The sequence below is a fragment of the Vibrio sp. CCB-PB317 genome (genome assembly GCF_022808245.1).
Classification (GTDB): domain Bacteria; phylum Pseudomonadota; class Gammaproteobacteria; order Enterobacterales; family Vibrionaceae; genus Vibrio; species Vibrio diabolicus.
In genome coordinates this window covers 437,821-462,247 of sequence record NZ_JALGNU010000002.1, presented here as the reverse complement: position 1 = coordinate 462,247, position 24,427 = coordinate 437,821, and the positions used below count along the sequence as shown (strand labels likewise).

The window sequence follows — 24,427 nt, the reverse complement described above, 5'->3', positions numbered from 1 at the left end:
CACCTCAGCGTGACAGAGCCACACAAACTAATCCCATTCTGAGTGATTTAAGTCATTTAGATTGCAAATAAATCCGCACCGTAAGTATTGATGTCAGTTTCGGTAACGCCAATGAGTTTCACGGTTAGATCAGCACCATCGGTAAACACGGCATTACCTACAGCATCATAGCTAAAGCTTAAATCACCGAAGTCTGTGACCGAGTCGCTAATAATGTGCAAAGAATCTTCACCAATGGTGAAATCCACAACTTTTGCTTCGCCATGGCCACCAAACTTATCCGTGAACACAAACTTATCGCCATTGCTGCCGCCAACTAGAACATTATCACCAGAACCAGCTACAAGGATATCTTCACCGACGCCGCCATTTAGTTTGTTGTCACCCAACAAACCCAAAAGCAAATCATTACCTGTACCACCGCCGAGGTAATCGTTTCCTGTACCAGCCCTTAGGATGTCATCACCAGCACCACCAGTTAGGCGATCATCACCGTCGCCGCCGATCACATAATCGTTACCGCCACCGCCAACAAACGAATCATTACCACCAAAACCAATAAACAAGTCATCGCCGCCATCGAAATCAGCAAATTGGTTATTTACACCTGCATCGCCTAGATACGTGTCATTGTCACTTGTGCTCATTTTTATTCCCTCTTGTCTTAATAATTGAATAGACCTTTTATTCTATGTCTGAGTAGATTTGTAACAGACATGAGAAGTCTAATAGTCAACCGAATAGGAATAAGTTTGAATATGGGATGATATTTCAGACTGACATTTTAATAATAAATATAAAACTTAGTACTTTATAGAGTATTTTCTTTTTATTACAGTAAGTTAATACTAGTACTACAGATTTCGCCTAGCCCAACTTGTTGCTTGCGTACGGTTCTTTACTTCTAACTTTCTAAAAATATTGTATAGATGTGATTTAATAGTATGCTCACTGATAAATAAAGAATCAGCAATTTCCATATTTGAGCCTCCTTCTTTCAACATTTTTAAAACTTGAATTTCACGCCGAGTAAGCTCTACCTCGATAGCAGGCTCAATAATGCTATTCGCTTCTTTTCCTCGATAATAATTAACCAGCTGATCCAGTAATCTTCGAGACAGCCAATTATCTCCTTTTATTATTGCTTTTAACCCCTGACACACCTTGTCCATGGAGTCTCCCGGACCGAATATACCCTTTACATGCGGCCATGAGGCGAGTTCTTCTGTGTCTAAGTCATAACCTAAATTAAGCATTATGGTTCCTAGCACTTTATTACTATCTTTTAAATAAACTAAAGTTTCGGATGGAATCTCAACTGAAAAATCAACAAGCAAAAAGTAGCGTTCCGGAATGAGTTCGTGATAACTAGGGTTTTTAGTATCTATGATCGTTATTTTAGTTTCTATATTTTTAGAAAGCATTTCCTTAAAGTTTTCACTCTGTAAACTTTGTTGAGTGAGCATTAGGACTTCAGGCTTTTCCATATACTGTTCCATAATGTTTCTCATACTTTCAGTGACTTAACATTCTTAAATTCGTCGTTAATCGTCCGCACTTAGTGTGATATGTAAGTGCTAGTCCACAGAGTAAAGTTATTTGCTACTTTTTTAAATTCCAAAGTTATTAAAAAGAGAATCAAAAAAAGTGTTTCTCATAAAAGAAACACTTTTAACACATTTAGGTCACAGTAATGATTAAGAATTCACTAAATTAAATAACGTAGTATTTCAAGGAGATTACACTGTTAACGAGTTATCCGAAATATTTTCTTTCGCCCAAATAAGTGCTTGGACTCTATTTTTTACTTCAATCTTCTTGAAAATATTGTGTAAATGAGTCTTTACCGTATTCTCGCTCACAAATAGTTGTTCAGCAATTTGTTGATTGGAAGCCCCCATAGAGAGAAAGGTAATTATTTGTTGCTCTCGTTTGGTCAAAATAGCGGGAACATTCTTATTTATCGGTTTGCAGTGGCGACGAAGGTGAGTAATGTATTGCTGAGAAAACTTACGGCTGAACCACATATCCCCCTGAAGTACCTTACCAATCCCAACTTGCAGCGTTTTTATATCATCAGAGGTATAAAAAATACCTGCTAGAGTACGCCAAGCAAAAAGATCTTCAGTCGAAGTGGATTGATCACAATTAATTAAGATTTCGAGCGTATCTTTCTGTTGCGACTCTTTAAATTCCGAATAACGCCGAAATATTTCATCAGTGATCACGCTGCAATCAACAATAATGGCTGACGCTAAAGGCGAATCTAACGCTCCGTGAATAAGAGAGTCTGGTGTGATTAGAGCAACACTAATACCGAGTTTGGTCTCCAATACATCTTTCAGCAGAGATGACTGCAGACTGCCCTCCGTGATTAAAATGACATTTCTTGTTTTTTGTTGCTCCATCCTGATCGCATTCCCTTGGTCGCTTTTATTGAAATACGCAATAGATTTAGATAGAGCAGTAGTATTGTCAAGTATGAAAATAACTAGTACTAATTAATAACTCATTGAAGTGTCAATAATTTTTAAGTGGCAAGTATGTAAGAGGTATTAGCATTTTTCAGGCATTAAAAAAGGGAGCATACACTCCCTTTTTTGTATTTGAGTTGGTGATTTTGTCGCGCCCGTTAGAGCCGAAACCTCACCCTAGCTTAGTGAACTGGAACAGAGTTTTTTTGGTTAAATTTACCAAAGTGTTGCTCTAACACTTCTGGCGTCAACTTACCTTCTGCTTCCAGCTTTTTTAGCTCAGCGACGATCGCTTTTTGCTCTTCTAGCGACGGCAGTTTTACTTCTGGCTCCTGAGCTGCTTCCTGAGAAATCTGCTCTAGTTCTTTTTCGAAGTCATTCATAGTACTTACCTAAATTTAGTTAGTGAACTTTTAAACTTCGGCTATTCTATCCAACTCTATAGCTTGAAGCTACCAACCATCTTGTCCAGACGTGAAGAGAGCGCTTGAAGATCACGACTTGCATCCGCCAGCTCTTCTGCCGTTGCCGTTGTCATTTCATTGATCGCGTTGATTTCTTCAATGTTTTGGTTAATGGTATGCACCACTGTGGATTGCTCTTCCGTCGCCGTCGCAACTTGCGTATTACGATCAGAGATGTCTGTAATTCGCTCAGAAATATTGACTAACACTTCCACGGCTTCATCGGTTGAAGCGACCCCTTCAATAGTGACCGCTTTACCCGCTTCCATCGCACTTACTGCGTCTTGTGCGTCACTTTGAAGTTGGTTGATCATCCGTTGGATCTCTTCTGTTGAGTCAGCTGTGCGTGACGCTAGGTTTCTGACCTCGTCAGCAACCACCGCAAAACCACGACCTTGCTCTCCAGCACGTGCAGCCTCAATCGCGGCGTTCAACGCAAGCAAGTTGGTTTGTTCTGATATGTCACGAATTACGCCCAGAATCGAGCCAATATCTTTAGTTGTCGATGCCAGCTGCGTGACGACAATATTGGTCGTTTCTACGTCATCAGCTAGGCGGCTAATCACCTCTTTGGCTTTCATAACCACTTCACGACCCGTTTGAGTATTGTCAGAAGCCTGATTTGCCGTATCGGCAGCAGTAGCCGCGTTCGATGCAATTTCGCTGATGGTCGCACCCATCTGGTTAATCGCCGCAACAACTTGAATGGTTTGATCACGTTGCTCTTGGCTGTTGTCATGTGTGGATGTTGCTTTCGTCGAAACACTTTCTGCCGCTTGACTTAATGAGCCACTGGTTAAAGCAACTTCTTTCATTGTGGCGTGGATCTTCTCAATAAATCCGTTGAAGCCTTTTGAAAGCTGAGCAATTTCATCATTACCCTGAATTTCAATGCGCTGCGCCAAGTCGCCTTCACCTTGCCCAAGATCGGTAAAACGATCAGCAATCAGTCTAATTGGTTTAGTAATACTATTTGCCAACCATACGCCCATCAGAATGAATACAACGGCGACAATGATGGTCGTAAACAGCATTTTTTGCGCAGTAGCATTTAGGTCAGCGAAGACTTCATCGACAGGAACTACACCAATGACAAACCAGTTCATTGAAGGAACATACAAACTGGAAACAAACGAGTCCTGCCCTTCAAAGTCCACATTAATCAAATTGAAGCTGTTTTTATTCAGCAGTGCACTCGCATCACTACCAAATAGCTTAGTGATAGAAGTTTGGTTTTTACCTTGTTGACGATGTATTTGAATCTCACCCTGTTCGTTAGTGAGGAACACATAACCCGTATCTTCAATTTTAAACCCATTGAGCAGCGCAACCATGTCGTCCATCGACTTTGAAAGACCTGACATTGATGTACCATTTAAGTCTTGGTAGTTGGCAAACATTTTTACTTCGCCGTTTGCCTCTTGGAAAACGCTCACTGACGTTTCTTGACCAGAAGACGTAAAGCCAAAGAACCAAGCATCTTGAGTTCGATTAAGCTGACGCAAGAACCCGTTTTGATTCCAGTAATATGCCGTTTGACGATTGGCTACCGACGCATCATTAAGTCCGTACTGGGATTTAACGTTATTGAGCTGCTGAACTAACTGAACTTCTACCGACGGATCGCGGTCTGTATTAGATAGAGCTTCGACAATAAACTCGTTTGTTGCGAGCTGTTTTGCGGCTTGTTGCATCTCTACAACTTCGCGGTCAATTTCTGTATTGATTTGCTGCAGCATCGCAGGTAGTTCGATATCAATAAGACGGTGGCTCAACACATCTCTTGCATGACGCTGAGCCATAACACCAACGATAATTGTTGATGCTAAAACAGCAAACGTAATACCAAGTACAACCTTCTGTTTGATGCTCAAGGAATGAAGTTTCAACATATTCGGACCTTTTAAAAGAATCACTTGTTATTGGCCCCATAAGGGGAATCTGGTGCATATCTCATGACACGCACATCACAGAAACTTTATCGGCTCACATATACAAAACTAGAGGCATTTCTCACTATATTATGAAAAATAAATGTAACACTCTGTCAGATAAGAACTTTCAGTGATAGCAAGTACTTGCAATTCTCTGCAGAGTCCCAATATTGAAAAGATAAATTGCGAAAGCGCATTGGAACTTTTTCCATCTGGAAAATGACCAATACTCAACACAAAAATCAAATGGATATCGAGAGTCCAAAGCATGCATAAATCTAACTTCGAAACTCTTCAGCAATACCTAGAGTCGCAGATCATTGGTCAGCAAGATCTAGTCAAACAACTGCTTGTTGCCCTTTTGGCCGATGGACATATTTTGGTTGAGGGCCCTCCTGGGCTGGCAAAAACCCGTGCAGTAAAATCACTCTCAGATTGTGTTGAAGGCGACTTCCACAGAATTCAGTTTACCCCTGACTTGCTGCCAGCCGATTTAACCGGCACCGATATCTTCCGGCCCGAAACCGGAGAGTTCACTTTCCAATCTGGCCCTATCTTCAATTCTCTTATCCTTGCGGATGAGATAAACCGTGCACCGGCCAAAGTACAAGCGGCGATGCTTGAAGCAATGGCAGAAAAACAAGTCACAGCAGGTCGTCATACCTACCCACTGCCAGAGTTGTTTTTGGTCATGGCGACTCAAAACCCGATTGAACAAGAAGGGACTTATCCACTACCTGAAGCACAGCTAGATCGCTTTTTATTACATTTAGAAGTGGAATACCCAGATGCGGAACATGAGCTATCTATCTTGCGTATTAACCGCGGTGAAGCAAAAGGCGAAACTACCGTCGAGCGCCCAATGTTAAGCCAACAAGATATATTCACTGCGCGTAAAGAAGTGTTGGATATTCATATGGCCGAAACGATAGAGCAGTACATCGTCCGTTTAGTTATGGCAACACGTCGAGCCAGCGAATATGACACTGAGCTGGATAAGTGGTTGTCAATGGGCGTTAGTCCGCGTGCCACCATAGCTCTGGATCGTTGTGCCCGCGCGCACGCTTGGCTTGCAGGTCGTGATTTTGTGTCCCCAGAAGATGTTCAAACCATGGCTTATCCGGTTTTGCGCCACCGTTTATTACTGAGTTACCACGCTCAAGCGGAAGGCATTACGGCAAACCAAGTCATTGATAAGCTGCTAAACCTCGTTGGCAGTGCATAAGACGGATGAGTGATATGTCCACAACGCATCCACTGCCACCTCATGCGAATGGGGTGACATTAACCCTTGAAGAGCTGCTGCAATACCGCACTCAATCTGTACGTTGGTTGCCACCAGCACAAAGTATCTGGTCGCAAATGAGCGGTAACCATACCAGCCGCCAAAAAGGGCGAGGCATGGATTTTATGGAAGTACGCCAATACCAACCTGGCGATGATATCCGCAGTATTGATTGGCGGGTAACTGCTCGTACAGGGAAAGCGCACACAAAGTTATTTGCAGAAGACAAAGAGCAAGCTGTGATTCTTTACCTTGACCTGAGTTCTAGCCTGCATTTTGGGTCTAAGTATATGCTGAAGTCGGTTCAATTGGCTCACTTTGCCAGCGTGTTGATTTGGCTCACTTTGGCTAAAAAGGATCGCATCGGTGCGGTGATTGACGATGGACATCAATGTTTTGAGTTTCGCCCTTCCTCTCTACAAAAACAGGGGCTGCGGATTCTTAATGCTATCGTCGATACACATAACGCGCAGGTGGCTCGTACTGCCAACAACGAGGCTCGTACACTGCCGTATACTCAGGTGTTAGAAACACTTCATACACTGACACCTAAGGGCAGCGAACTGATTATGCTCAGCGACTTTGCCCACATAAGCGCAGCAGAGTTGACGCAGTTACGTCGACTAAAACAGCACAACAGTGTGAGGGCTATTCAGTTTTATGATCCTTTAGAAAGAGGTGAAACAAACTTTAGAGGTCAAGTAAAAGCCTCGGATGGACAACGTAGTCAATGGTTCAACTTTGGCTCCAAGGGCCAAAGAAAGGAACTCGAAACACACTTTACTCAACACCAAGAAACCATTAAACAGCAATGCCATTCGATGGCGATTCCATTTAACACGCTATCAAGTGGTTGGCCCTTGATTTCACAATTAAGCTAACAAACTGTACAAGCAGCATTTATTAAGCAGTAATAATAATGACAACAAACAACCAAAGCCTAGACCTTGAACCTCTGATTTTACCAAACGCTCCGGATTGGTTTCCGCTCGCTTGGGGATGGTGGGCAGTGCTTGCGGCCACCGTGCTTTTCGTTTTCAGCATTTATCTTTATACGAAATGGCGTAAAAAACGCCTACGCGCGCAAAAGGCAGCCTTAAAACTTTTAACTCAATCTGTCACACCTCATACCCCCTCCTCTGCTCTGGAAATATTGCGTCAGGCGGCATTGAGTTACTTTCCGCGTGAAGAAATCGCGCCATTAACTGGAATCGCTTGGTATGAGTTTCTCGATAGCCATACAAAAGAAACTCGATTCGTAGACAAACAACATCAGTGGCAAGAAGCGCTGTATCAGAAATCCTCTCAAGAAAATCATCAAAGCTTGGTCGATGATTGTGTCTTTTGGATAACTCACGCTTTGCCACCAAAGAAAAAGGCAAATAACCGTGACTGAGCAAACACTCATAACCGATCTTGCCCAATGGCTAAACATTGAATTTGTCTGGTGGTGGGCACTATTTTTGCTGCCTGTCCCCTGGCTGGTATACAAGCTCCTGCCACAAGAATCTCAACAAGCCGAGATCAAATTGGCGTACTTACCAACTAATGAGAATGGCAGCAAGCCTAGGCAAGCCCTGCAAAAATCACTATCAATGGCGATCTGGGTTCTTCTTATCATTGCTTGTGCGCGTCCAGTTTGGTTTGGTGATCCAGTTGAGTTCCAACCCAAATATCGGGACTTGATGTTGGTCGTCGACCTATCTGGCTCGATGCAGCAAGAAGACATGGAGCTCAACGGCGAATACATCGACCGCCTCACCGCTGTCAAAAAAGTTCTATCGGATTTCGTGGCAAAAAGAAAAGGTGACCGTCTCGGGGTTGTTTTGTTTGGCGATCACGCGTATTTGCAGACGCCACTCACTGCAGACCGTAAAACCGTCATGCAGCAGATTAATCAAACCGTCATCGGCTTGGTTGGTCAACGAACCGCCATTGGTGATGGCATTGGCCTAGGCACGAAAACTTTTGTAGACAGTGATGCTCCGCAACGAGTCATGATTTTGCTTAGTGACGGCAGCAACACTGCCGGTGTGCTCGAACCGCTCGAAGCAGCGGAAATCGCAAAAAAATACAAAGCGACCATTTACACCGTAGGCGTAGGTGCTGGTGAAATGATGGTGAAAGAGTTTTTCATGACTCGCAAGGTTAACACCGCAGCCGACTTGGATGAGCAAACACTAACTAAAGTGGCAGAGATGACTGGTGGACAATATTTTCGAGCACGAGATACTGATCAGCTCGAAAAGATCTACGACACGATCAACCAGCTCGAGCCCGTGTCAAGCGACACGCAAACTTGGCGTCCGCAGTCAGAATGGTTCCCATACCCATTAAGCGCTGCATTCGTACTGTCGGTATTGTTATTCCTACTGAGGAGAAAACATGGCTGAGTTTATTTTCCTTAACCCTTCTTGGCTTTTGGGGCTCATCGCAATCCCTATTGCGCTCTTGCTCAATCACAAATTTAGAGCAAAAAAATCGACACTGATTGCCCCTCACCTAGCTAAAGTGCTCGGACAAAACACGCAGTCCAAACACTATTTTATTCTCTGGGGCGTAGCTTGGGCCATTGCCTGTATTGCGCTAGCGGGACCAAGCTGGCAATCCAACGCTCGCCCAAGCTTTGAATTAAACCAAAACCGCATTTTAGTACTTGATATGTCTCGCTCGATGTTCGCTACGGACATCAAGCCTAATCGACTCGCGCAAACACGTTATAAGGCGCTGGACTTACTTCCTAAATGGAAAGAAGGGGCTACGGGTCTTATTGCTTACGCTGGCGATGCCTATAACTTAAGTCCACTGACGACTGATTCCAGTACGCTTGCCGGCATTATCGAGAATTTGTCACCAGAGCTAATGCCTTTTCAAGGGGCAAACCTGCCTTCCGCAATTGAATTAGCGCTCAACCAGTTCTCTCAAGCAGGTGTGCAACAAGGCGACATCATCGTGTTAGCTGATGACCTTGATGAGTCAGAACTGTCTCGCGCGTTGAATTTAGTCGAAGGTAAAAACATTCGGATCTCTGTTCTTGCAGTAGGAACCGCTAATGGTGCTCCCATTGCCCTACCCGATGGTTCTCTTTTAAAGACTGCACAAGGCACAACTGTCGTAGCGAAAACAAATCTGAAGAATTTACAAATACTAGCAAAGAAAACAGGTGGAATTTTTGTTCCTATTCAGCACACCAATCGCGATGTTGAGAGAATTTCGGCCTTTACGAGCAACGTTGGCAGTCAACTTTCGGCCAAGAAGAGTGAAGAAGTGAGCACTGACTCTCGCTTAAACGGTGGCTTTTGGTTGCTGCCGCTGTTACTTCTGCCTGCAGCTTTACTGTTTCGACGCGGCCTGATTTGGATGCTTGTGGCAACAGCAATACCGATGACTTGGACACAACACGCCGAAGCAAATCCGTTCTTAAATGCCGATCAACGAGGAGCGGAACTCTACAAGCAAGGTGAGTATGAACAAGCTCAAAACCTATTTACAAACCCAAGCTGGAAAGGAGCCGCCAGTTACCAAAAAGGTGACTACGAAGCCGCTATTGAAGCATTTTCTCATGACGCCTCTCCTAACGGCCGCTATAACCTTGCCAACTCTCTGGCGCAAAATGGTCAATTAGAAGAAGCAGCAGAGCTTTATAAAAAACTGCTTGAAGAAAAGCCCAACTTTGAAGCTGCAAAGAAAAACTTGTCGGTTGTGGAACAGAAGCTGAAACAGCAACAGCAACAGCAACAGCAACAGCAACAGCAACAGCAACAACAGTCTCAAAACGGTGAGAAGGAAGAGCAAGGACAACAGTCTCAAAACGGTGAGAAGGAAGAGCAAGGACAACAGTCACAAAATCAGCAAGAATCTGAAAATAAAACAGAAAAGCAAAAAACAGAGCAACATCGACCAAAACGAGGTGAAAAGCAGGCTCAGGAACAAGGTGAACCAATGCAGGCTCAAGTGCAGCCAAAAAACACGCATCGGAATGATCCTGAATTCCGTCGTCTAGAAACAGTCGAAAGCGCTCGCGATCCAAGCTTTTTGATTCGTGCACAAATGCAGCTTCAAGCTCAACAAAAACAACCTCCACAACAATCTCAAAAGGAGTGGTAAGCCCGTGATGAACAAAGGCGTACAACTGATCTTTATTCTTGTGGCCAGCCTATTATCCAGCTTCTCGGTGATGGCACAGACGCTTCAAGCAAGCGTCAATAAAACACAAGTTGCTAAGAATGAAGTGATCAACCTCAGAATCATGGCAGATACTGAGCTCAGCTCAGATGCAATTGACTTTAATGTACTTGAGAACGACTTTTTCTTGGGTCAACCTCGTTATGGGCGCTCCAGCAATAACATTAACGGAAGAAAATCTGTACGTACTGAGTGGAGTATCTCGATTGCGCCGATGAAAGAAGGTGTTCTGACTATTCCGAGCTTTTCCGCAGATGGTATGAGAACGGAGCCAATAAAGCTTCGTGTCACCGCAAGCCAAGCTGAACCCAATCTCGATGACCTATTTAGCTTTAATATCAGTGTCGACAACAGCACGCTGTACCCTCAACAATCTGCAACATTACGTATGCAGCTTTTGATCAAAGCAGATACCCGCCGTCTTGATAACCCACAAATTGTGCCTCCACAGATTGAAGGCATGAAGCTTGAAGCGATTGGTGGCTTACAGCAGGGACAAAAGATCTTAAATGGATTAGAAGTAGCGGTCATTGAACAGTCGTTTCGCTTAACGGCGAATCAGCCGGGTACTTACACCTTGATAGGTCCTAGACTGACAGGCTCTTACATTTATGGCGACAGCTTGACGGGCTCTACCAAGATCATGCCAATCAACACCAAAGCTGAGCAAATGCCTATCGAGGTAAAACCAATTCCAAGCGAATTTGAAGGGGAATGGCTTCCAGCTTCAGCGTTAGAAATGACGCAGAGCTGGCAAGACGATCAAGGTAATCCTCTGTCGGTTAATGCGCTCAACACTGTCAAACAGGGCTCTTCACTCACTCGAACCATTCAAATTAAAGCTCGCGGAACACAAGCCGAATACCTTCCACGAGTAAGTATTGATTATCCAAGTTCGCTGCGGGTCTACCCAGAACAGCCTCAATTCGACAGCGCGAGAGATGGCACCGTTATCATGACAGTGAAGCAAGTCATTATCCCCACTGAGGCTGGGTCATATACCTTGCCGGGATACCATTTGAACTGGTGGGACAGCCAAAATGATGAAGCGAAAAAAGCGACGTTACCAGAGCTACAATTAGAAATAGAGCAAAGTGACACCGGGCTTATCACGTTGCCGGAATCGTCTCTGCCAACACCACCTGAGTCAGCCATCAGTCCCGAACCAAACAGTGGAGTGAACAGTCTCTGGCAAACTCTGACCTTTGTTTTCGCAGGGCTTTGGGTGGCGACGTTAGGAGTCGCGATTTGGACATGGAAGAAGCGTCCTATGACGGCGAGTAAAACGGTTTCGAATACCGAGCAACCTCTTTGCGTTGATGCCTTGAAAAAAGTCATCAATGAAGGGGACGCTGCTAAAATTGAACGCTCAGTAAACGAGTATCTAAACACTCACCGAGACAGGTTAAGCCCTGGTGATGCGCAAGCCGTAAAACAAGAACTTGATGCTATGAACCAAGCGCGTTTTAGTGCCAATCAACAACCTTGGCGTCCAGACTCGCTACTGGCAAAAATTCAAAACCTTAGCAAAGCAAACGTAACGAAAACCGACCACCAGCTAGAAAAACTATAAAGCAAAATGGCAGCTCACGAGAGCTGCCATTTTTCTTGTGCGACCAAACACACTTTAACAGTTTTATCTAAAAATCAACCAAACTGTCTCAGTAACTTTGATGTTATGAGCATCACTTATTCAACAAAAGCTTGATGCTCGTACTCATATCGCCTTACGCAATTTCGACCATGGCTCTTCGCTTGATAGAGAGCCTTATCCGACAACTGGTAAAGATGGTCGAAATTAAAGTCTTTGCCTTTCGTTTTGTAGCAAGAATAACCGACTGACACAGTGAGCAACTCCCCTTCTGGGTTGTGTTGGTGTTTGATGCCTTCATCTTCAATGCATTGACGAATACGTTCCGCTCTCTGCTTTACCGCCTCTTGATCAGAGCCGATCATTAGTAACACAAACTCTTCTCCACCAATGCGACAGAAAACCTCGTCTTCACCTTTGGTATGATGATCCAAGATATGACCCACGCGCATTAGTGCGATATCCCCTTCGAGATGGCCATAGTGATTGTTAAACAAGCCAAAGTGATCAATATCAATCAGGATAAGACCAAAGGACATCGCTTCCTCACACTCTAGCGCGCAATATTTCTGCATCACATGTTCTAACATACGGCGATTGCCAAGACGTGTCAGAGGGTCAAGTTTAGAAAGCACCTCAAGCTGTCGGTTGGCTTCTTCCAACTCTTTGGTTCGGTTCTGTACTTCTAACTCCAGGTTTTCGTTTAATCCGCGAATCGCCTCTTGCGCTTGAGTGCGCTGCAAAACCTCCGCTAGACTGGAAGCGAACATACGAATCACTTCACGTAGCTGAGAAGTCAGCGGCGCGCGCGTCAATAAGTTATCAACAGCAATAAAGGCGATGGGCCCGCTGCTGTTCGAAGTCAAAACCGTCATCGCAGCCCAGCCAAAGCCGACAATATTACAGTCATGATAAATAGGAACGGATTCCTCAAATGCAACTTCACTAGGTACGGCGCGAGCTAAATTGATCAACGAAAAGTCTTGTGTCTCACCAAAGAAATAAGACTCATCCACCACATTGCCTTGAATGTCAGTCCCCCAAGTACCTTGCATGTATGAGCAGTTTTCATCGGTCAAAAACACCGCCATCCGATCAATACCAAGATTTTTGATGGCAAAAGTGACGGCCGATTTACATACATCACTGACGGTTGTACAGCGTGATAGCTCAACCATGCTTGAATGCAACATACGCACGTTCTGCTCTTGGCGCTTTCGAATGTAAATTTGTGAGAAAAGGGAGCCAAACGAGTCCAACATCTGTTTTTGATACGCTGTTATCGGCTTGCGATGAATAAAGTTATCAAGCGCGAACCAACCAAATGGCTCATTGCCATCACGTAGAATCAACATCGCGTTCCACCCCTGCCCAACCACTTTACCTGCTGTGTATATCGGCGCATCTTCTACGATCACTAGGTTGCTCTCAAGGCTTGACAGCGCAGCGATGTATTCTTCGCTCAGTTGGTGTAAATCGTATTGCGTGTGGAACTCATCAATGGTGATGCCTGATTCATCCGTGCCGTACGTTCCACTGAAACTGCGCTTTTTCATGTCCAAAAGCATCAGTGTGGAGCGATCAAACCCCAACCGTTGACGTAGCGCTTCGACGGCTTTGTAATACAAATCTTTTAAGGAATCAGGGTTGGAGATCTCGAGAGCAACTTGCTGAACTAACTTCATGTTCTCGATAAAGCGCTCGCGTTGGTTAATTTCATCGACATATTGCGCTTCACGAATGTCTCTGTGTCTCATCTCTTGCGACGCATTTTTCTCGGCGCGAATGCACTGCCAACGCGCCGCTGCAAGCTGCATTGCATCATAGCTTTCTTCATAGATATTGTGTGCCGTGCGAGCATGAACAGACTGAATCAGTAGGTAGGTGCGTTTGATAGGCGTGTTATCGAGCATCATTATGTAACTATCTCCACCTAAATCTTGGGTGTGATTCCAGTTACAAGTATTGATCGCCAGAGGAATGATGCTTTCAGAAGTGTCAAACTGACTCGCCCACTCCCAGAAGCTGTCAGGATAGCTTTGGATTGGGTAAAGCTCCCCGCGAGAGAAACTCACAGAATAACGGGGATTGATTGAAGGATCTTCAAAAATGGCTAAGGCTTGAGGGGAGAACAAACTCTCTAAATGATCAAATATCGCCTCCGCTAATAACCGATGATCCCTCGTTGAAGACACTTTTCTTGTAAAACTTCTTAAACTCACCCTACCAACCTAATCTACTTTTTTATTCTCGATAAAAAACTACTTAGGCCATCATATGCAATCAATACAATCAAATTTGAGCTGTTAAGTCATTCGCAAAATTATCAGACTTAGTTTCACATTCGAGAGCTCTTCAGCACTTTTATAACCGTATTTCACATAAGTTACATGTTCTATAAAAAAGGGGGATATTTGTGCTTCCTTGCAAGAATTATTGGTATAGGTTGGTGTTATAAATCCGCAGCTTGAAAAGAAAAAGGCCCCTCAAAAAGAGGGGCAAAGTTACCATCGCTTATAGTTATTTAGTTATGCTTGTAAATATGGCGAATTAACCGAAATCACCATTTACGTAGCCTTGAGTACGGTCATCTTGAGGGTTACTGAAGATCACTTGAGTATCGTTATGCTCAACCAGTTCACCCATTAGGAAGAACGCAGTACGGTCAGAGATACGACGCGCCTGTTGCATTGAGTGAGTCACGATAACGATGGTGTAGTTCTTCTTCAGCTCTTCCATCAATTCTTCGATTTTATGTGTCGCAATTGGGTCAAGTGCCGAAGTTGGTTCATCCATCAGAATCACGTCCGGTTCCATCGCGATCGTACGTGCGATACAAAGACGCTGTTGCTGACCACCCGATAGACCAAATGCGTGTGACTTCAGACGATCTTTCACTTCGTCCCAAAGTGCTGCGCCGCGTAGTGAACGCTCTACCACTTCGTCAATGTGTTTCTTGTCTTTGATACCTTGAGCACGTAGGCCGTAAGCCACGTTTTCGTAGATGCTCATCGGGAATGGGTTTGGCTTCTGGAACACCATGCCAACCTTGATGCGAAGATCCGCGACATCAATGTTGCCGTAAATGTCTTCGCCGTCCATCGCCAATTTACCCGTAATTTTCACGCCTTCTATTAGGTCGTTCATGCGGTTCAAACAACGTAGAAGCGTTGATTTACCACAACCTGACGGGCCGATAAGTGCCGTTACTTGGCGAACTGGAATTGGTAGGTTGATCGATTTCAGTGCTTGGTTTTCACCGTAGAATAAGTCTAGGTTTTCAATATCAAATTTGTTCATTTTCTTAATCTCTTAAATCTTGAATTCGTGTCTTTTAACGTGCGTTCTTAATTAGTGTTGTTAGTAAGTTGCGGTGTTAAAACGTCTAGCAATCAGTTTCGTTACCATGTTGATCAGAAGAACAACCACGATAAGCACTGTTGCGGTACCGTAAGCCTGATTCCATTCTTCAACGGTAAACAGTTCGGTAGTCAGTTTGTATAGGTGAACGGTTAATGTACGACCGGAGTCCAACAGAGAATCTGGAATACGAGCAACCATGCCTGCTGTCAGAAATACAGGAGCAGACTCACCAATGACACGACCAATACTTAGAATGACCGAGGTTAAGATACCTGGCATTGCACTCGGAAGAATCAAACGCCAGATAGTGTAAATTTTTGAAGCGCCAAGGCCGTAAGAGCCTTCACGATACGTTTGAGGCACTGCCATTAGTGCTTCTTCCGTAGTACGGATGATCACTGGCAGAATAAGAATACTTAGAGTCAGTGCACCCGACAGAATCGAGAAGCCCAGACCAAGAATTGCCACGAAGAACGTCATACCGAATAGACCGAAGATGATCGACGGGATACCCGCCAACGACTCAGTACAGAATCGGATAATTTTTACCAATCGGCTACCGACTTTCGCGTATTCGGTTAAGTAGATTGCCGTCATGATACCCAGTGGCGCCGCTACCGCGATGGATGCGATAACCATGTAGATGGTCGAGACGATCATCGGGAAGATACCGTGCTCTTCACCAGTACGTGTGTAGTTATCAGTAATGAAGTTCCAATCTACGTGTTGTAGACCATTTGATAGGATGTACCAGATAATCCAGAACAAAAAACCTACCGTTAGTGCTGCCGAAATCCAAACCAAAGCGTTAAAGACGTTATCTTTGAACTGGCGAGCTTGTTTTAGTTTTGCGCGATCCATAATAGTCACCTTTAACGAGCGATTACTTCGCTTTTTCTCGGTTTAGGTAAAGAAGTACAGCGTTCAACGACATGATGAAGACCAGAAGTACAACACCAGTGGCGTAAAGAGCGTTGGCGTGAATACCACTTGCGTAAGACATTTCAATCGCGATGTTTGCGGTTAGCGTACGTGCCGAATCTAGGATGCCTTCTGGCATAGCAGGTGCATTACCCATCACCATGATGATCGCCATTGTCTCACCTAGAGCACGGCCAATACCCAAAATCACACCCGTCATGATGCCTGAACGAGCCGCTGGAACGAGCAATTTGAAGATTGTGTATATTTTCGAAGCGCCAAGTGCCAAAGAGCCTTCTTTGTATGCGCGAGGCACAGCTCGAATAGACGTTTCAGATACCGTGATTACGGTCGGTAGAATCATCACACCAAGCACGATGATACCTGCCAAAATCGTGTTACCCGCAGGGACATTAAAGATGTTTTGAATCAGCGGTACGATGATGACCAAACCAAAGAAGCCATAAACCACAGACGGGATACCTGCCAAAAGCTCAACTGCAGGACGAATAATATCCGCAAGACGCTTTGGTGCGATTTCGGCAATAAAGATAGCCGTCAGCACACCAATTGGTACACCAACGATTACCGCACCTGCCGTCGATACAATAGATGCAACAATCATTGTCGCAACACCGTAAAGTGCAGGCGGCAGCCAGTTTTGTCCAAGAACGATGCCCGATATACCAGCTTCTTGGAATGCCGGGATACTCTCTCGAACAATGAAGTATGCAATAACGGCTAATGAGACGATGCCGATAACGGCACTGGTTAGGAACAAGCCGTGGAAGATACGCTCTTTCCAGTCTACGCGACGTTTCTCGCGCAGGCCGGGCTTGCTGATAGCTTTAGCGTCAGTATTCATAAGCTTTTCACTATTTGTTGCGATGGTCATTTAAAAAATCTCACGGTTCTGGGCGTTTTGCCGGTGAACACTATGGATAGAAAAGGCTCAGCCCTAAATGGTGGGCTGAGCAAACTTAAGAGTCCCGATAAAATTAGTGAACTGAGATGTAACCGTTTTGGTCAACTAGCTTTTGCGCATCTTCAGTTAGCATCCAGTCTAGGAATTTTTGCGTTTCAGCTGATGGCTTGCCTTCTTTGTAAAGAACAAGGAATGGACGAGCTACTTTGTAAGAACCGTTTTTCACGTTAGCCACTGTTGCATCAACACCGTCGATTGCTAGAGCGTTAACTGTGTTGTCTACCGTACCTAGTGAAATGTAGCCGATTGCGTATGGGTTAGATGCAACCATTGTTTTGAGTGCGCCGTTACCGTTTGCAACTTGAGCACGTTGAGAGATAGCTGATACCTTCTTACCAGAAATCTTCATTTTAAGAGACATGATGTCTTCAAATGCGCCACGAGTACCTGAAGCCGTGTCACGAGTAATTGCTACGATTGGCTTGTCTGCACCACCGACTTCTTTCCAGTTTGATACTTCGCCTTTGTAGATTGCAGTCACTTGCTCTGCTGTTAGGCCAGGCAGTTTGTTTTGTGGGTTAACAACCACTGCGATACCATCACGAGCAACCACTTCTTCTATTAGTGTTGATTCTTTTTCAGAGTCTTTTAGATTACGAGAAGACATACCAAGGTCTGCTGAACCATTTTTTGCTGCTTTAACACCAGCTGAAGAACCAGGGCCTTGAACTTCGATAAATACGTTAGGGTTCTTCTTCATGTACGTTTCAGAGAAAACTTCCATCAGTGGAGTTACGCTGCTAGAACCCACTGCAGAGATAGTTTCTTTAGCAGAAACAGGAGTCACTGCCATTGCGCCTAGAAGTGCGATTGCACCGATTACTGTCTTTTTCATCACAATTTCCTTAAGTGGCTTTATTGCCGTTGTGTTTCACTTGAACGGTGCTCACTTTAGAATTTGAATATGACAGTTGTGTTTCACTTAGTTGAACCCTCTATGACACGTTGTCATTTCTGTATATTAATTCCGCGACTGATCCCTCTACCGTTTTTAGCTTAGCGCTTTTATAAATTGCCGCGCGCTCAAAATGATAACTCCATCGATTTTGGTACATTTCATAACAATTGGATATGAGTAAGTCATTGATTTAGCGAATGTGGCAATTAAAATCGAGACGCTTATTTATAAAAAAGATAATAATCAAACCGATAGAGGGTCAATCATGCGTCAATTTCTTAGTACGCTTTCTATTAAACTTCAGGTCTTTTTACCTGTTCTATTCACCGTTGTATTACTCGTCATTGGATTGAGCGTCGGAATCGGCAAGCTCGACCAAGCATTCAATAAGGTTTCCACTTCCACCAACAAGCTGATCATTCATAAAGAGGAACTCAGCGCCATCGTAGACAACACCTACGCTATGCGCATCAAAGCCATTTACAGTCTATTTAGAGCCGAAGATGTCCAATCTCTCAACCAAGAACTGTCTGAACGACAAAACAAAAACCGCGATTTTCTCAATTCCATCGATAGCCTCCCAGGCGTTCAAACCGAAGTGAATGCTATGCGCAAAGCCATGGATCACTATGTTGATTTCACGCGCGTCACCATGACACCTCTGCTCACCACCAAACACTCTTCTGGCTACACCACATCCGATTTCAATCAAAAGTACGAATCTGCGATGGCAGAATATCGATTGGCTGGCGAAGCAATGATCAACGCCATCGACAACCTGTCTAAACAATTAAATCAAATCGTCACCGATGAAGTGGAAGCGAATGGCGAACAGCATTCAACCACGCTCACTTACAGTGCGGTTTCACTTGCGGTGATCTTGAGTGCTGCTTCGCTTATTAGTTGGATACTAGCCAGCTATATCGTTGCACCGATTCGTAACCTTCAAGGAACCATGCAAGAAGTCGCGAAGGGAAATCTATTGGTTAAAGCCGAAGCCATCGGAAAAAACGAAGTGTCGCAACTGGCTCAGGATGTAAACCAAACCATCAACAAACTGCGTGAAACCGTGAGTGCATTAGTTCGAATTAGTGAAGATGTGGCATCAGCATCGACCGAGTTAGCGACTGTTATGACTCAAAGCAGCGTTAACTCAGATCAAGAAAAGCAAGAAGTTGAGCAAGTGGCTTCGGCAATCAACCAACTAGAATCGACCGCAGCTGAAGTGTCGACCAATGCACAAGAAGCCGATAGCGCATCAAATCAAGCAAGCATGCTTACCTCACAAAGTCTGAGCATGTTTGAGGAAAGCACTCGCGCAAGCGAAAAAATGGCAGAACAACTCAACGAAGCCGCAGCCGTCGTGACATCGCTGAAAGATCAATCAGAACACATTGGTCGCGTGATCGAAGTGATTGAAGGCATTTCTGAGCAAACCAATTTGCTTGCACTGAATGCAGCGATCGAGGCTGCACGAGCGGGCGAAAGTGGCCGAGGCTTTGCGGTAGTCGCCGATGAAGTACGTATGTTAGCGGCGCGAACTCAGGAATCGACGAAAGAGATCCAAACCATCATCGAAGAGCTTCAGCAGCAATCGGGTCACGCAAATGAAAGCATGCACTCTAGCTTAGCCATGTTGTCAGACAACCAAGCTCTGGCACAAGAAGTTAGCCAATCACTTGCTAATATCAGTAACGCTATCGCCGATCTGAACTCAATCAACACTCAAGTGGCGACCGCATCAGAAGAGCAGAAACAGGTCACGGCTGATATCAACAACAACTTAACGAACATCTATGAACTAGTGAGCCAGAACGTGACTGGCATTACGCAGTCCGCCTCTGCCGCTCAAGAGCTTTCGGGCTTAGCGGAAAACCAAAAGCACCAACTTAAGCAGTTCCAAGTTTAAACATTCTGCTCAACACGATAAGTGCCAAAGGTTAGAAAAGAAAAAAGCTCCGCACTGGCGGAGCTTTTTATAAAGGCAAAGCTATCAATCTTTATTAACGTAATAAGTATTATTCATCTGTCACTAACAAGAGAGAGCTTTTGAAACTTGAGTCTAATGGATCTCTATTGAAAACCTCACCATTAGTCGTATCAAGAGTAGCAACATGCTTACCGTCACCATTAGGTGTGTTACTCCAGATATTACGTCCTAAAATATCGTCCTTGTCTGTCAGTGTATAACCGCTCGCAAAGCCTGTACCATTCATCGCTGGGCTATAGCAAGCTTGCTCCGTTAACGATACCAACTCTTTAATGTTTGCTAGTCGCCAATTCTTTTTGCCAGCAAAGTTGTGTAGAGGGTGGTTACCGGACGAATTACGAATTTGTTGGGCCGTAGACAGCGCGAATTGCCATGACATCGTAGCTCGCGTTCCGGTGCATTCTTCGTTTGCTGCATTCCATGTCATACCGACTGGACAGCGCATCCATGTAAGACCTGTTTTTAAGTCAGTTACAGTTCCCTTATCTGAATAAGTGTAACGTGTATTAGGTGCTGTTTTAGCAAACTCAGTCGAACACTCTTGTGCTGCCATTGCTACTTGAGAAGCCAACACAAGAGATAGCGCGGTCATTAGTTTCTTCATCTTATTGTCCCTTAACTGCTACTAGACGGATTGGGAATTGGTAGGAATCATAGGCATCTTCACTTGTACTGCTTGAGCGAATCTCAACGAATGAAGTGGCCCCTCTATCTGCGCCCCGAGAGACAATTGCGGGGAAATAAATCTCACCATCCATGAGCTGTGATGATGTTTCCGTAAACCTAAAACCATCATGCCAAAACGCACCTTTTTCTAAATAAGGGCTGCCTAAAGTTTGCTGTGGGAAGTATTTGACATTAAAACCATACACATTGTTCGGTTCATATTCTGTGCTCGGCGCAAATAGTGTCTTTTCACCGAAATCTAGTAAGTCATAAGTTTCACGGTAAGTAGGCAGGCGCCAACCAGTGATTCCACATAACGATTGTTTGTTTATGTACTCAACGTATTGGCTCGTAGTACAAATTTCATCGCCCACCTCTTTACAGCCCGCAAGATCTACATCTTTGCTAAATGGCTTAAATGTTTCAGACTCAAACGCAAATAGGCGGTCTTTAAATTGAATAGAGCTCGCATCCGCACTCTTGTTTTCCCAAACAAGACCAGTACGCTCATCCAAAGTGCAAGCCCACTCAGTGGCATCTGCAGCTAAAGCAGCGCCTTGTGAATCTAGCTTAACGAACTTAAAGCCCGCGCCTGTCGACGTTTGCTTGTCCTGTTTGTCGAAGCCGTATTCCGCATCTTGACCAGGGTAAGAAGCTTGAACCTCTGCAACGTCTGCAGCGCCATCAGCAAAGTGAAGAATGGCACCCGTATCGTTACTACCAACCGTTTGTTCAGCAACCGCTGCAATTTCTTCAGCAAATGCACTCACTTCCGCTTCAGACAGAAGATCAGAGGCTAGCGATTTACCTTGGAAGCTAAGACTTTGAGCAAGCAGCGCTACGCCTTTGGTCATTTGTTGTGGTTGCATCGCAGCTAATAGTGCAACCGTGTTTTGCTCTAGCTTGTCTAGCTCGCTGGCTTCTGCGTTAGACATCACCGAACCATTCAGCGAAACGCCTACACTAGCCAGTTGCGCTTTAACAATCTCTTCAGCTTGAGCAACGGTTTTACCGTCAACCACAAGACCTGCGAGCAATGTTGTTACACCATTTACTGTGTTACCCGTGGCTAAGTTTTGGCCTGGAGCCGCAAGACGCAACGTTTGGTTTGAACCTTGATCAACTTGAGCAAGAATCGCGCTAGTCAAAATGTTCTTGTCGCTTGACGTAAGGGAGAACTTACCAGCATTATCCGTTTTAGCACTCGGTTCAGTAGTATCACAAACGTAGTTCTGGTTTAAATCGATACATACTGGCGTATCAAGAAGTGTACCTGCAGAAACGATGGTGCCAGCTACATTATAGGTCGGTGTTGACGTGTCACCACCAGAACCACCGCCACAACCAGCTAGGGCTAGTGACATAGCAACGAAAGAATATTGAAACTTCATAAATTTTGTCTTCTTTAGATTTTAATTAACAAGAACGAATCACTCTCACCATTGAAAGCAGGAAAAGTCCTAACAAGGTCCAAGGCGAACCACTGCCACCTGAACCACCACCACTGCTTTCTTTAGTGGTATCAGCACTACACTGATACTGAGCAAAGTGACTAACACCCCACTCTTTCAACACCCCAGAGTTCCCTGACACGCGGTCAGATACTTCGAGACGCCAAGTACCCCAACTCGGTTGACCGACAAGTGCTTGTAACTCCTCGTCATACTGAGCGGTGAAGTAACCTTTAAACCCATTGGTATTGCTTGATTGATGACTAAGTAGCACAACCGATTTACCTTGTGGAGACACAAGCGTCACTTGCAGATCCTGCAGTGAGTCATGTTCGATGTTCAGGTAAACCGCAAACGAATCATCAATCGTGCGTGACTTGTCCGATAGCGTCTGAGAGAACAATCTGTCACCCTGCTCAGGCAAAGCGGAGTTCACTGGTTGAGGCTGGATATCGAGCTCTGGCGTACCATTAACCAGCATCACCTTTTCGCTCCACTGGTGAGTCTTTAAGCCTTCAGCAAATTGGTAATCCAATGAAATAGAGGAATCGAATTGCGTGCCACATGTCAGACCGCTTGGTAACGCCACCTTCATTGAGGTCGAGTCAGAAAGCGTTTCATCAAAGTCGAAAACGGATGCGTTATTTAGCTGCCATTGCCCTTTGATGCTCGCTTCGCGGCCAGTTTGGCTCAGGCTCACTCCCACGTCTTGACCTTGTGCGATGTATCGAGCGTCATAGCGAACACGAAGAGGCGCCTTAAGTAAGTTGTGTTTTTTGAAGCTGTCCGTCAGGAACTGGGCATAGTCTTTATTTGGGAACAAAGTGCGTGCGGCAAACACGGTGGACTCCGCCAAATCATGCATTTTTACACCACGACCAATACCGTACATGCCTTCAAGAACAATGGCGTCAAACTCGCGGAACACGCTATCGGTGTCATCACCGTATCGTTCAATCGATGCTTTAAGCGCTTGGAACAATGGCGTTGACCACAGCTCATCGCCTAGTTCACCGCCCACACTAACGTGCGCTGGATACTCTGAGCTCTCGAAGTAACGCGCTCTTTGGTTCCATAAGCTACGAGTTGTTTTGCGTGTTCCGAACATACCGTCCCAGTTGAACACCGTATCTAACTCGAATTCTTGGCCACGGCGAGCTGCATCTAAATACTGTGTTCGGTAGCTCGCGCTGCCCGCCCAGTAATCACCAACACCTTCTCCAATCGCGCCAGTATGTCCATACGCCCAATCAGGAACGATTTGATAGTGAATACCGTGTCCTAGCTCGTGCAAAATCACATCTGCATCTGCAGCATCTGGAGATACTCCGCCAACGCCTAACATCAGCGCACGCGAACCTGTGTAGTAAGAAGAGTTGTCGAGCGCTAAACCACGCCCATCAAAACGAAGCGGCTCTTCAAATAAGTCATAGCTCAAGCTCGATAAGTACTGTAGTGAGCTATCAAGATGGTAAAACGCCATCAACTGCAAAAAGGCATTGTCGCCAAGTTGAGCGCTTTGCATCGCTTTTACATCCGCAAAAGATTGAACCCCCTCAGGCGGCAAAATACTGCTTGTATCACGCACAGGCTCCGCACCTACCGCAGGTGAAGACAGTAATGCAAGTGCATCCACCTGTTTAACGCGCTCGTTGGCTAGGTAGAACTTGCCCCCGGACTGCAAAACTTGAATCTGCTTCTCAACATATTGAAGTGGCTGCGGATAATCCTCTAACGAATTCCAAGCAGAATCAGGCGCAGCTTGTTGTTGCATTGTACGTAAATCAGGATCAAAGAGTGAGACGGGAACCGTCACTAACTCACCAGAGCTCAATGCTGGCGGCTCGGTCACTTCCAATCGAACAGGCAGTTCCAGTTCTCCGGCTGGCATCGCCTCACCATTACGAATCACCGTATCTTCAAGGCTTTTGAAAATACGCTCAACTTGACTGTCTTGGTTAGTCGACAGCACAATGGTGCGTTGCGGTTGATACTGCCCATCGACCCACACATCAAAGTTGTAATGATCTCCGAGCTGAGAACGAGTTTGATAGCGAAACTTAAGTTCGCCAGCGCTAGCGTAATTGGCTTGTAAGTAGCGCAGCGCTTCGGCTTGGTTCGTGACCGTAATAGCCGCGCTAGGGTAATCCCACTCGGCAGCGTTCGTCACTTGAACGCCTGCCAACGCAAGAGAAAGCGCTAAAAGTTTGAGTTTCATGC

At 45.0% G+C, this 24,427-nt stretch carries 20 protein-coding genes; 7 read left to right on the top strand and 13 right to left on the bottom strand.

Annotation, left to right across the window (positions count from 1 at the left end; translation table 11 throughout):
• Positions 1-56: 56 nt before the first annotated feature.
• From MTR11_RS11210 to MTR11_RS11190, 5 genes are all read right to left on the bottom strand, one after another.
• The gene (locus MTR11_RS11210; RefSeq protein ID WP_005392412.1) at positions 57-647 is read right to left on the bottom strand and encodes a calcium-binding protein; all 591 of its coding nucleotides are present in this window, start codon (positions 645-647) and stop codon (positions 57-59) included.
• Positions 648-854: 207 nt separating this feature from the next.
• Positions 855-1,511, bottom strand: a complete 657-nt coding sequence (locus MTR11_RS11205) for a LuxR C-terminal-related transcriptional regulator (RefSeq protein WP_080619247.1) — start codon at positions 1,509-1,511, stop codon at positions 855-857.
• 228 nt (positions 1,512-1,739) lie between these two features.
• On the bottom strand, positions 1,740-2,408 hold the full coding sequence (locus tag MTR11_RS11200; protein ID WP_243327531.1) for a LuxR C-terminal-related transcriptional regulator: 669 nt from the start codon (positions 2,406-2,408) through the stop codon (positions 1,740-1,742).
• A gap of 248 nt (positions 2,409-2,656) precedes the next feature.
• Complete coding sequence (locus MTR11_RS11195) at positions 2,657-2,857, bottom strand: restriction endonuclease subunit S (protein ID WP_005392406.1); 201 nt, start codon at positions 2,855-2,857, stop codon at positions 2,657-2,659.
• Between the two features lie 56 nt (positions 2,858-2,913).
• The gene (locus MTR11_RS11190; RefSeq protein WP_243327530.1) at positions 2,914-4,830 is read right to left on the bottom strand and encodes a methyl-accepting chemotaxis protein; all 1,917 of its coding nucleotides are present in this window, start codon (positions 4,828-4,830) and stop codon (positions 2,914-2,916) included.
• Positions 4,831-5,140: 310 nt separating this feature from the next.
• On the opposite strand from MTR11_RS11190, the gene MTR11_RS11185 reads away from it, so the two are divergent.
• The 6 genes from MTR11_RS11185 to MTR11_RS11160 are packed head-to-tail and all read left to right on the top strand — an operon-like array spanning position 5,141 to position 11,915.
• Entirely contained in the window at positions 5,141-6,097 is a 957-nt protein-coding gene (locus MTR11_RS11185) for an AAA family ATPase (protein ID WP_005392397.1), read from the top strand.
• A gap of 14 nt (positions 6,098-6,111) precedes the next feature.
• Positions 6,112-7,038, top strand: coding sequence for a DUF58 domain-containing protein (locus tag MTR11_RS11180; protein ID WP_053808320.1), 927 nt, complete (start codon positions 6,112-6,114; stop codon positions 7,036-7,038).
• A gap of 38 nt (positions 7,039-7,076) precedes the next feature.
• A complete protein-coding gene (locus MTR11_RS11175; RefSeq protein WP_047008481.1) occupies positions 7,077-7,553 on the top strand; it encodes a DUF4381 domain-containing protein in 477 nt (158 codons plus the stop codon).
• Positions 7,546-8,550 (top strand): vWA domain-containing protein, encoded by a 1,005-nt coding sequence (locus tag MTR11_RS11170; protein WP_074190417.1) that lies wholly within the window; start codon positions 7,546-7,548, stop codon positions 8,548-8,550. Before MTR11_RS11175 ends, MTR11_RS11170 begins: the two co-directional genes overlap by 8 nt.
• A complete protein-coding gene (locus tag MTR11_RS11165) occupies positions 8,543-10,264 on the top strand; it encodes a VWA domain-containing protein (RefSeq protein WP_243327529.1) in 1,722 nt (573 codons plus the stop codon). Before MTR11_RS11170 ends, MTR11_RS11165 begins: the two co-directional genes overlap by 8 nt.
• A 4-nt stretch (positions 10,265-10,268) precedes the next feature.
• A complete protein-coding gene (locus MTR11_RS11160) occupies positions 10,269-11,915 on the top strand; it encodes a BatD family protein (protein WP_243327528.1) in 1,647 nt (548 codons plus the stop codon).
• Between the two features lie 116 nt (positions 11,916-12,031).
• Here the strand turns inward: MTR11_RS11160 and MTR11_RS11155 are convergent, their stop codons facing one another.
• The 5 genes from MTR11_RS11155 to MTR11_RS11135 all read right to left on the bottom strand — a co-directional run bounded on the left by MTR11_RS11155 (position 12,032) and on the right by MTR11_RS11135 (position 18,037).
• Complete coding sequence (locus tag MTR11_RS11155) at positions 12,032-14,155, bottom strand: GGDEF domain-containing protein (RefSeq protein ID WP_006741920.1); 2,124 nt, start codon at positions 14,153-14,155, stop codon at positions 12,032-12,034.
• A 328-nt stretch (positions 14,156-14,483) separates the two neighbouring features.
• Positions 14,484-15,233: a phosphate ABC transporter ATP-binding protein PstB gene (gene pstB, locus MTR11_RS11150; RefSeq protein WP_005397884.1), complete on the bottom strand. Its 750-nt coding sequence runs from the start codon at positions 15,231-15,233 to the stop codon at positions 14,484-14,486.
• Between the two features lie 60 nt (positions 15,234-15,293).
• Entirely contained in the window at positions 15,294-16,157 is an 864-nt protein-coding gene (pstA, locus tag MTR11_RS11145; RefSeq protein ID WP_005397882.1) for a phosphate ABC transporter permease PstA, read from the bottom strand.
• A gap of 22 nt (positions 16,158-16,179) precedes the next feature.
• Positions 16,180-17,112 carry a phosphate ABC transporter permease subunit PstC gene (gene pstC, locus MTR11_RS11140; protein WP_005397881.1) on the bottom strand — a complete coding sequence of 311 codons (933 nt, stop codon included), beginning with the start codon at positions 17,110-17,112 and terminating at the stop codon, positions 16,180-16,182.
• Between the two features lie 103 nt (positions 17,113-17,215).
• Entirely contained in the window at positions 17,216-18,037 is an 822-nt protein-coding gene (locus MTR11_RS11135; RefSeq protein WP_005397879.1) for a phosphate ABC transporter substrate-binding protein, read from the bottom strand.
• 328 nt (positions 18,038-18,365) lie between these two features.
• Between MTR11_RS11135 and MTR11_RS11130 the strand changes: the two genes are divergently transcribed.
• Positions 18,366-20,009: a methyl-accepting chemotaxis protein gene (locus MTR11_RS11130; protein WP_243327527.1), complete on the top strand. Its 1,644-nt coding sequence runs from the start codon at positions 18,366-18,368 to the stop codon at positions 20,007-20,009.
• A gap of 109 nt (positions 20,010-20,118) precedes the next feature.
• Here the strand turns inward: MTR11_RS11130 and MTR11_RS11125 are convergent, their stop codons facing one another.
• Genes MTR11_RS11125 through MTR11_RS11115 form a run of 3 tightly spaced genes read right to left on the bottom strand, consistent with a single transcriptional unit; the run spans position 20,119 to position 24,425 of the window.
• Positions 20,119-20,694, bottom strand: coding sequence for a DUF1566 domain-containing protein (locus MTR11_RS11125; RefSeq protein WP_243327526.1), 576 nt, complete (start codon positions 20,692-20,694; stop codon positions 20,119-20,121).
• 1 nt (position 20,695) lies between these two features.
• Positions 20,696-22,147 carry a DUF1566 domain-containing protein gene (locus MTR11_RS11120; protein WP_243327525.1) on the bottom strand — a complete coding sequence of 484 codons (1,452 nt, stop codon included), beginning with the start codon at positions 22,145-22,147 and terminating at the stop codon, positions 20,696-20,698.
• A gap of 25 nt (positions 22,148-22,172) precedes the next feature.
• Complete coding sequence (locus MTR11_RS11115) at positions 22,173-24,425, bottom strand: proprotein convertase P-domain-containing protein (RefSeq protein WP_243327523.1); 2,253 nt, start codon at positions 24,423-24,425, stop codon at positions 22,173-22,175.
• Positions 24,426-24,427 lie beyond the last annotated feature (2 nt).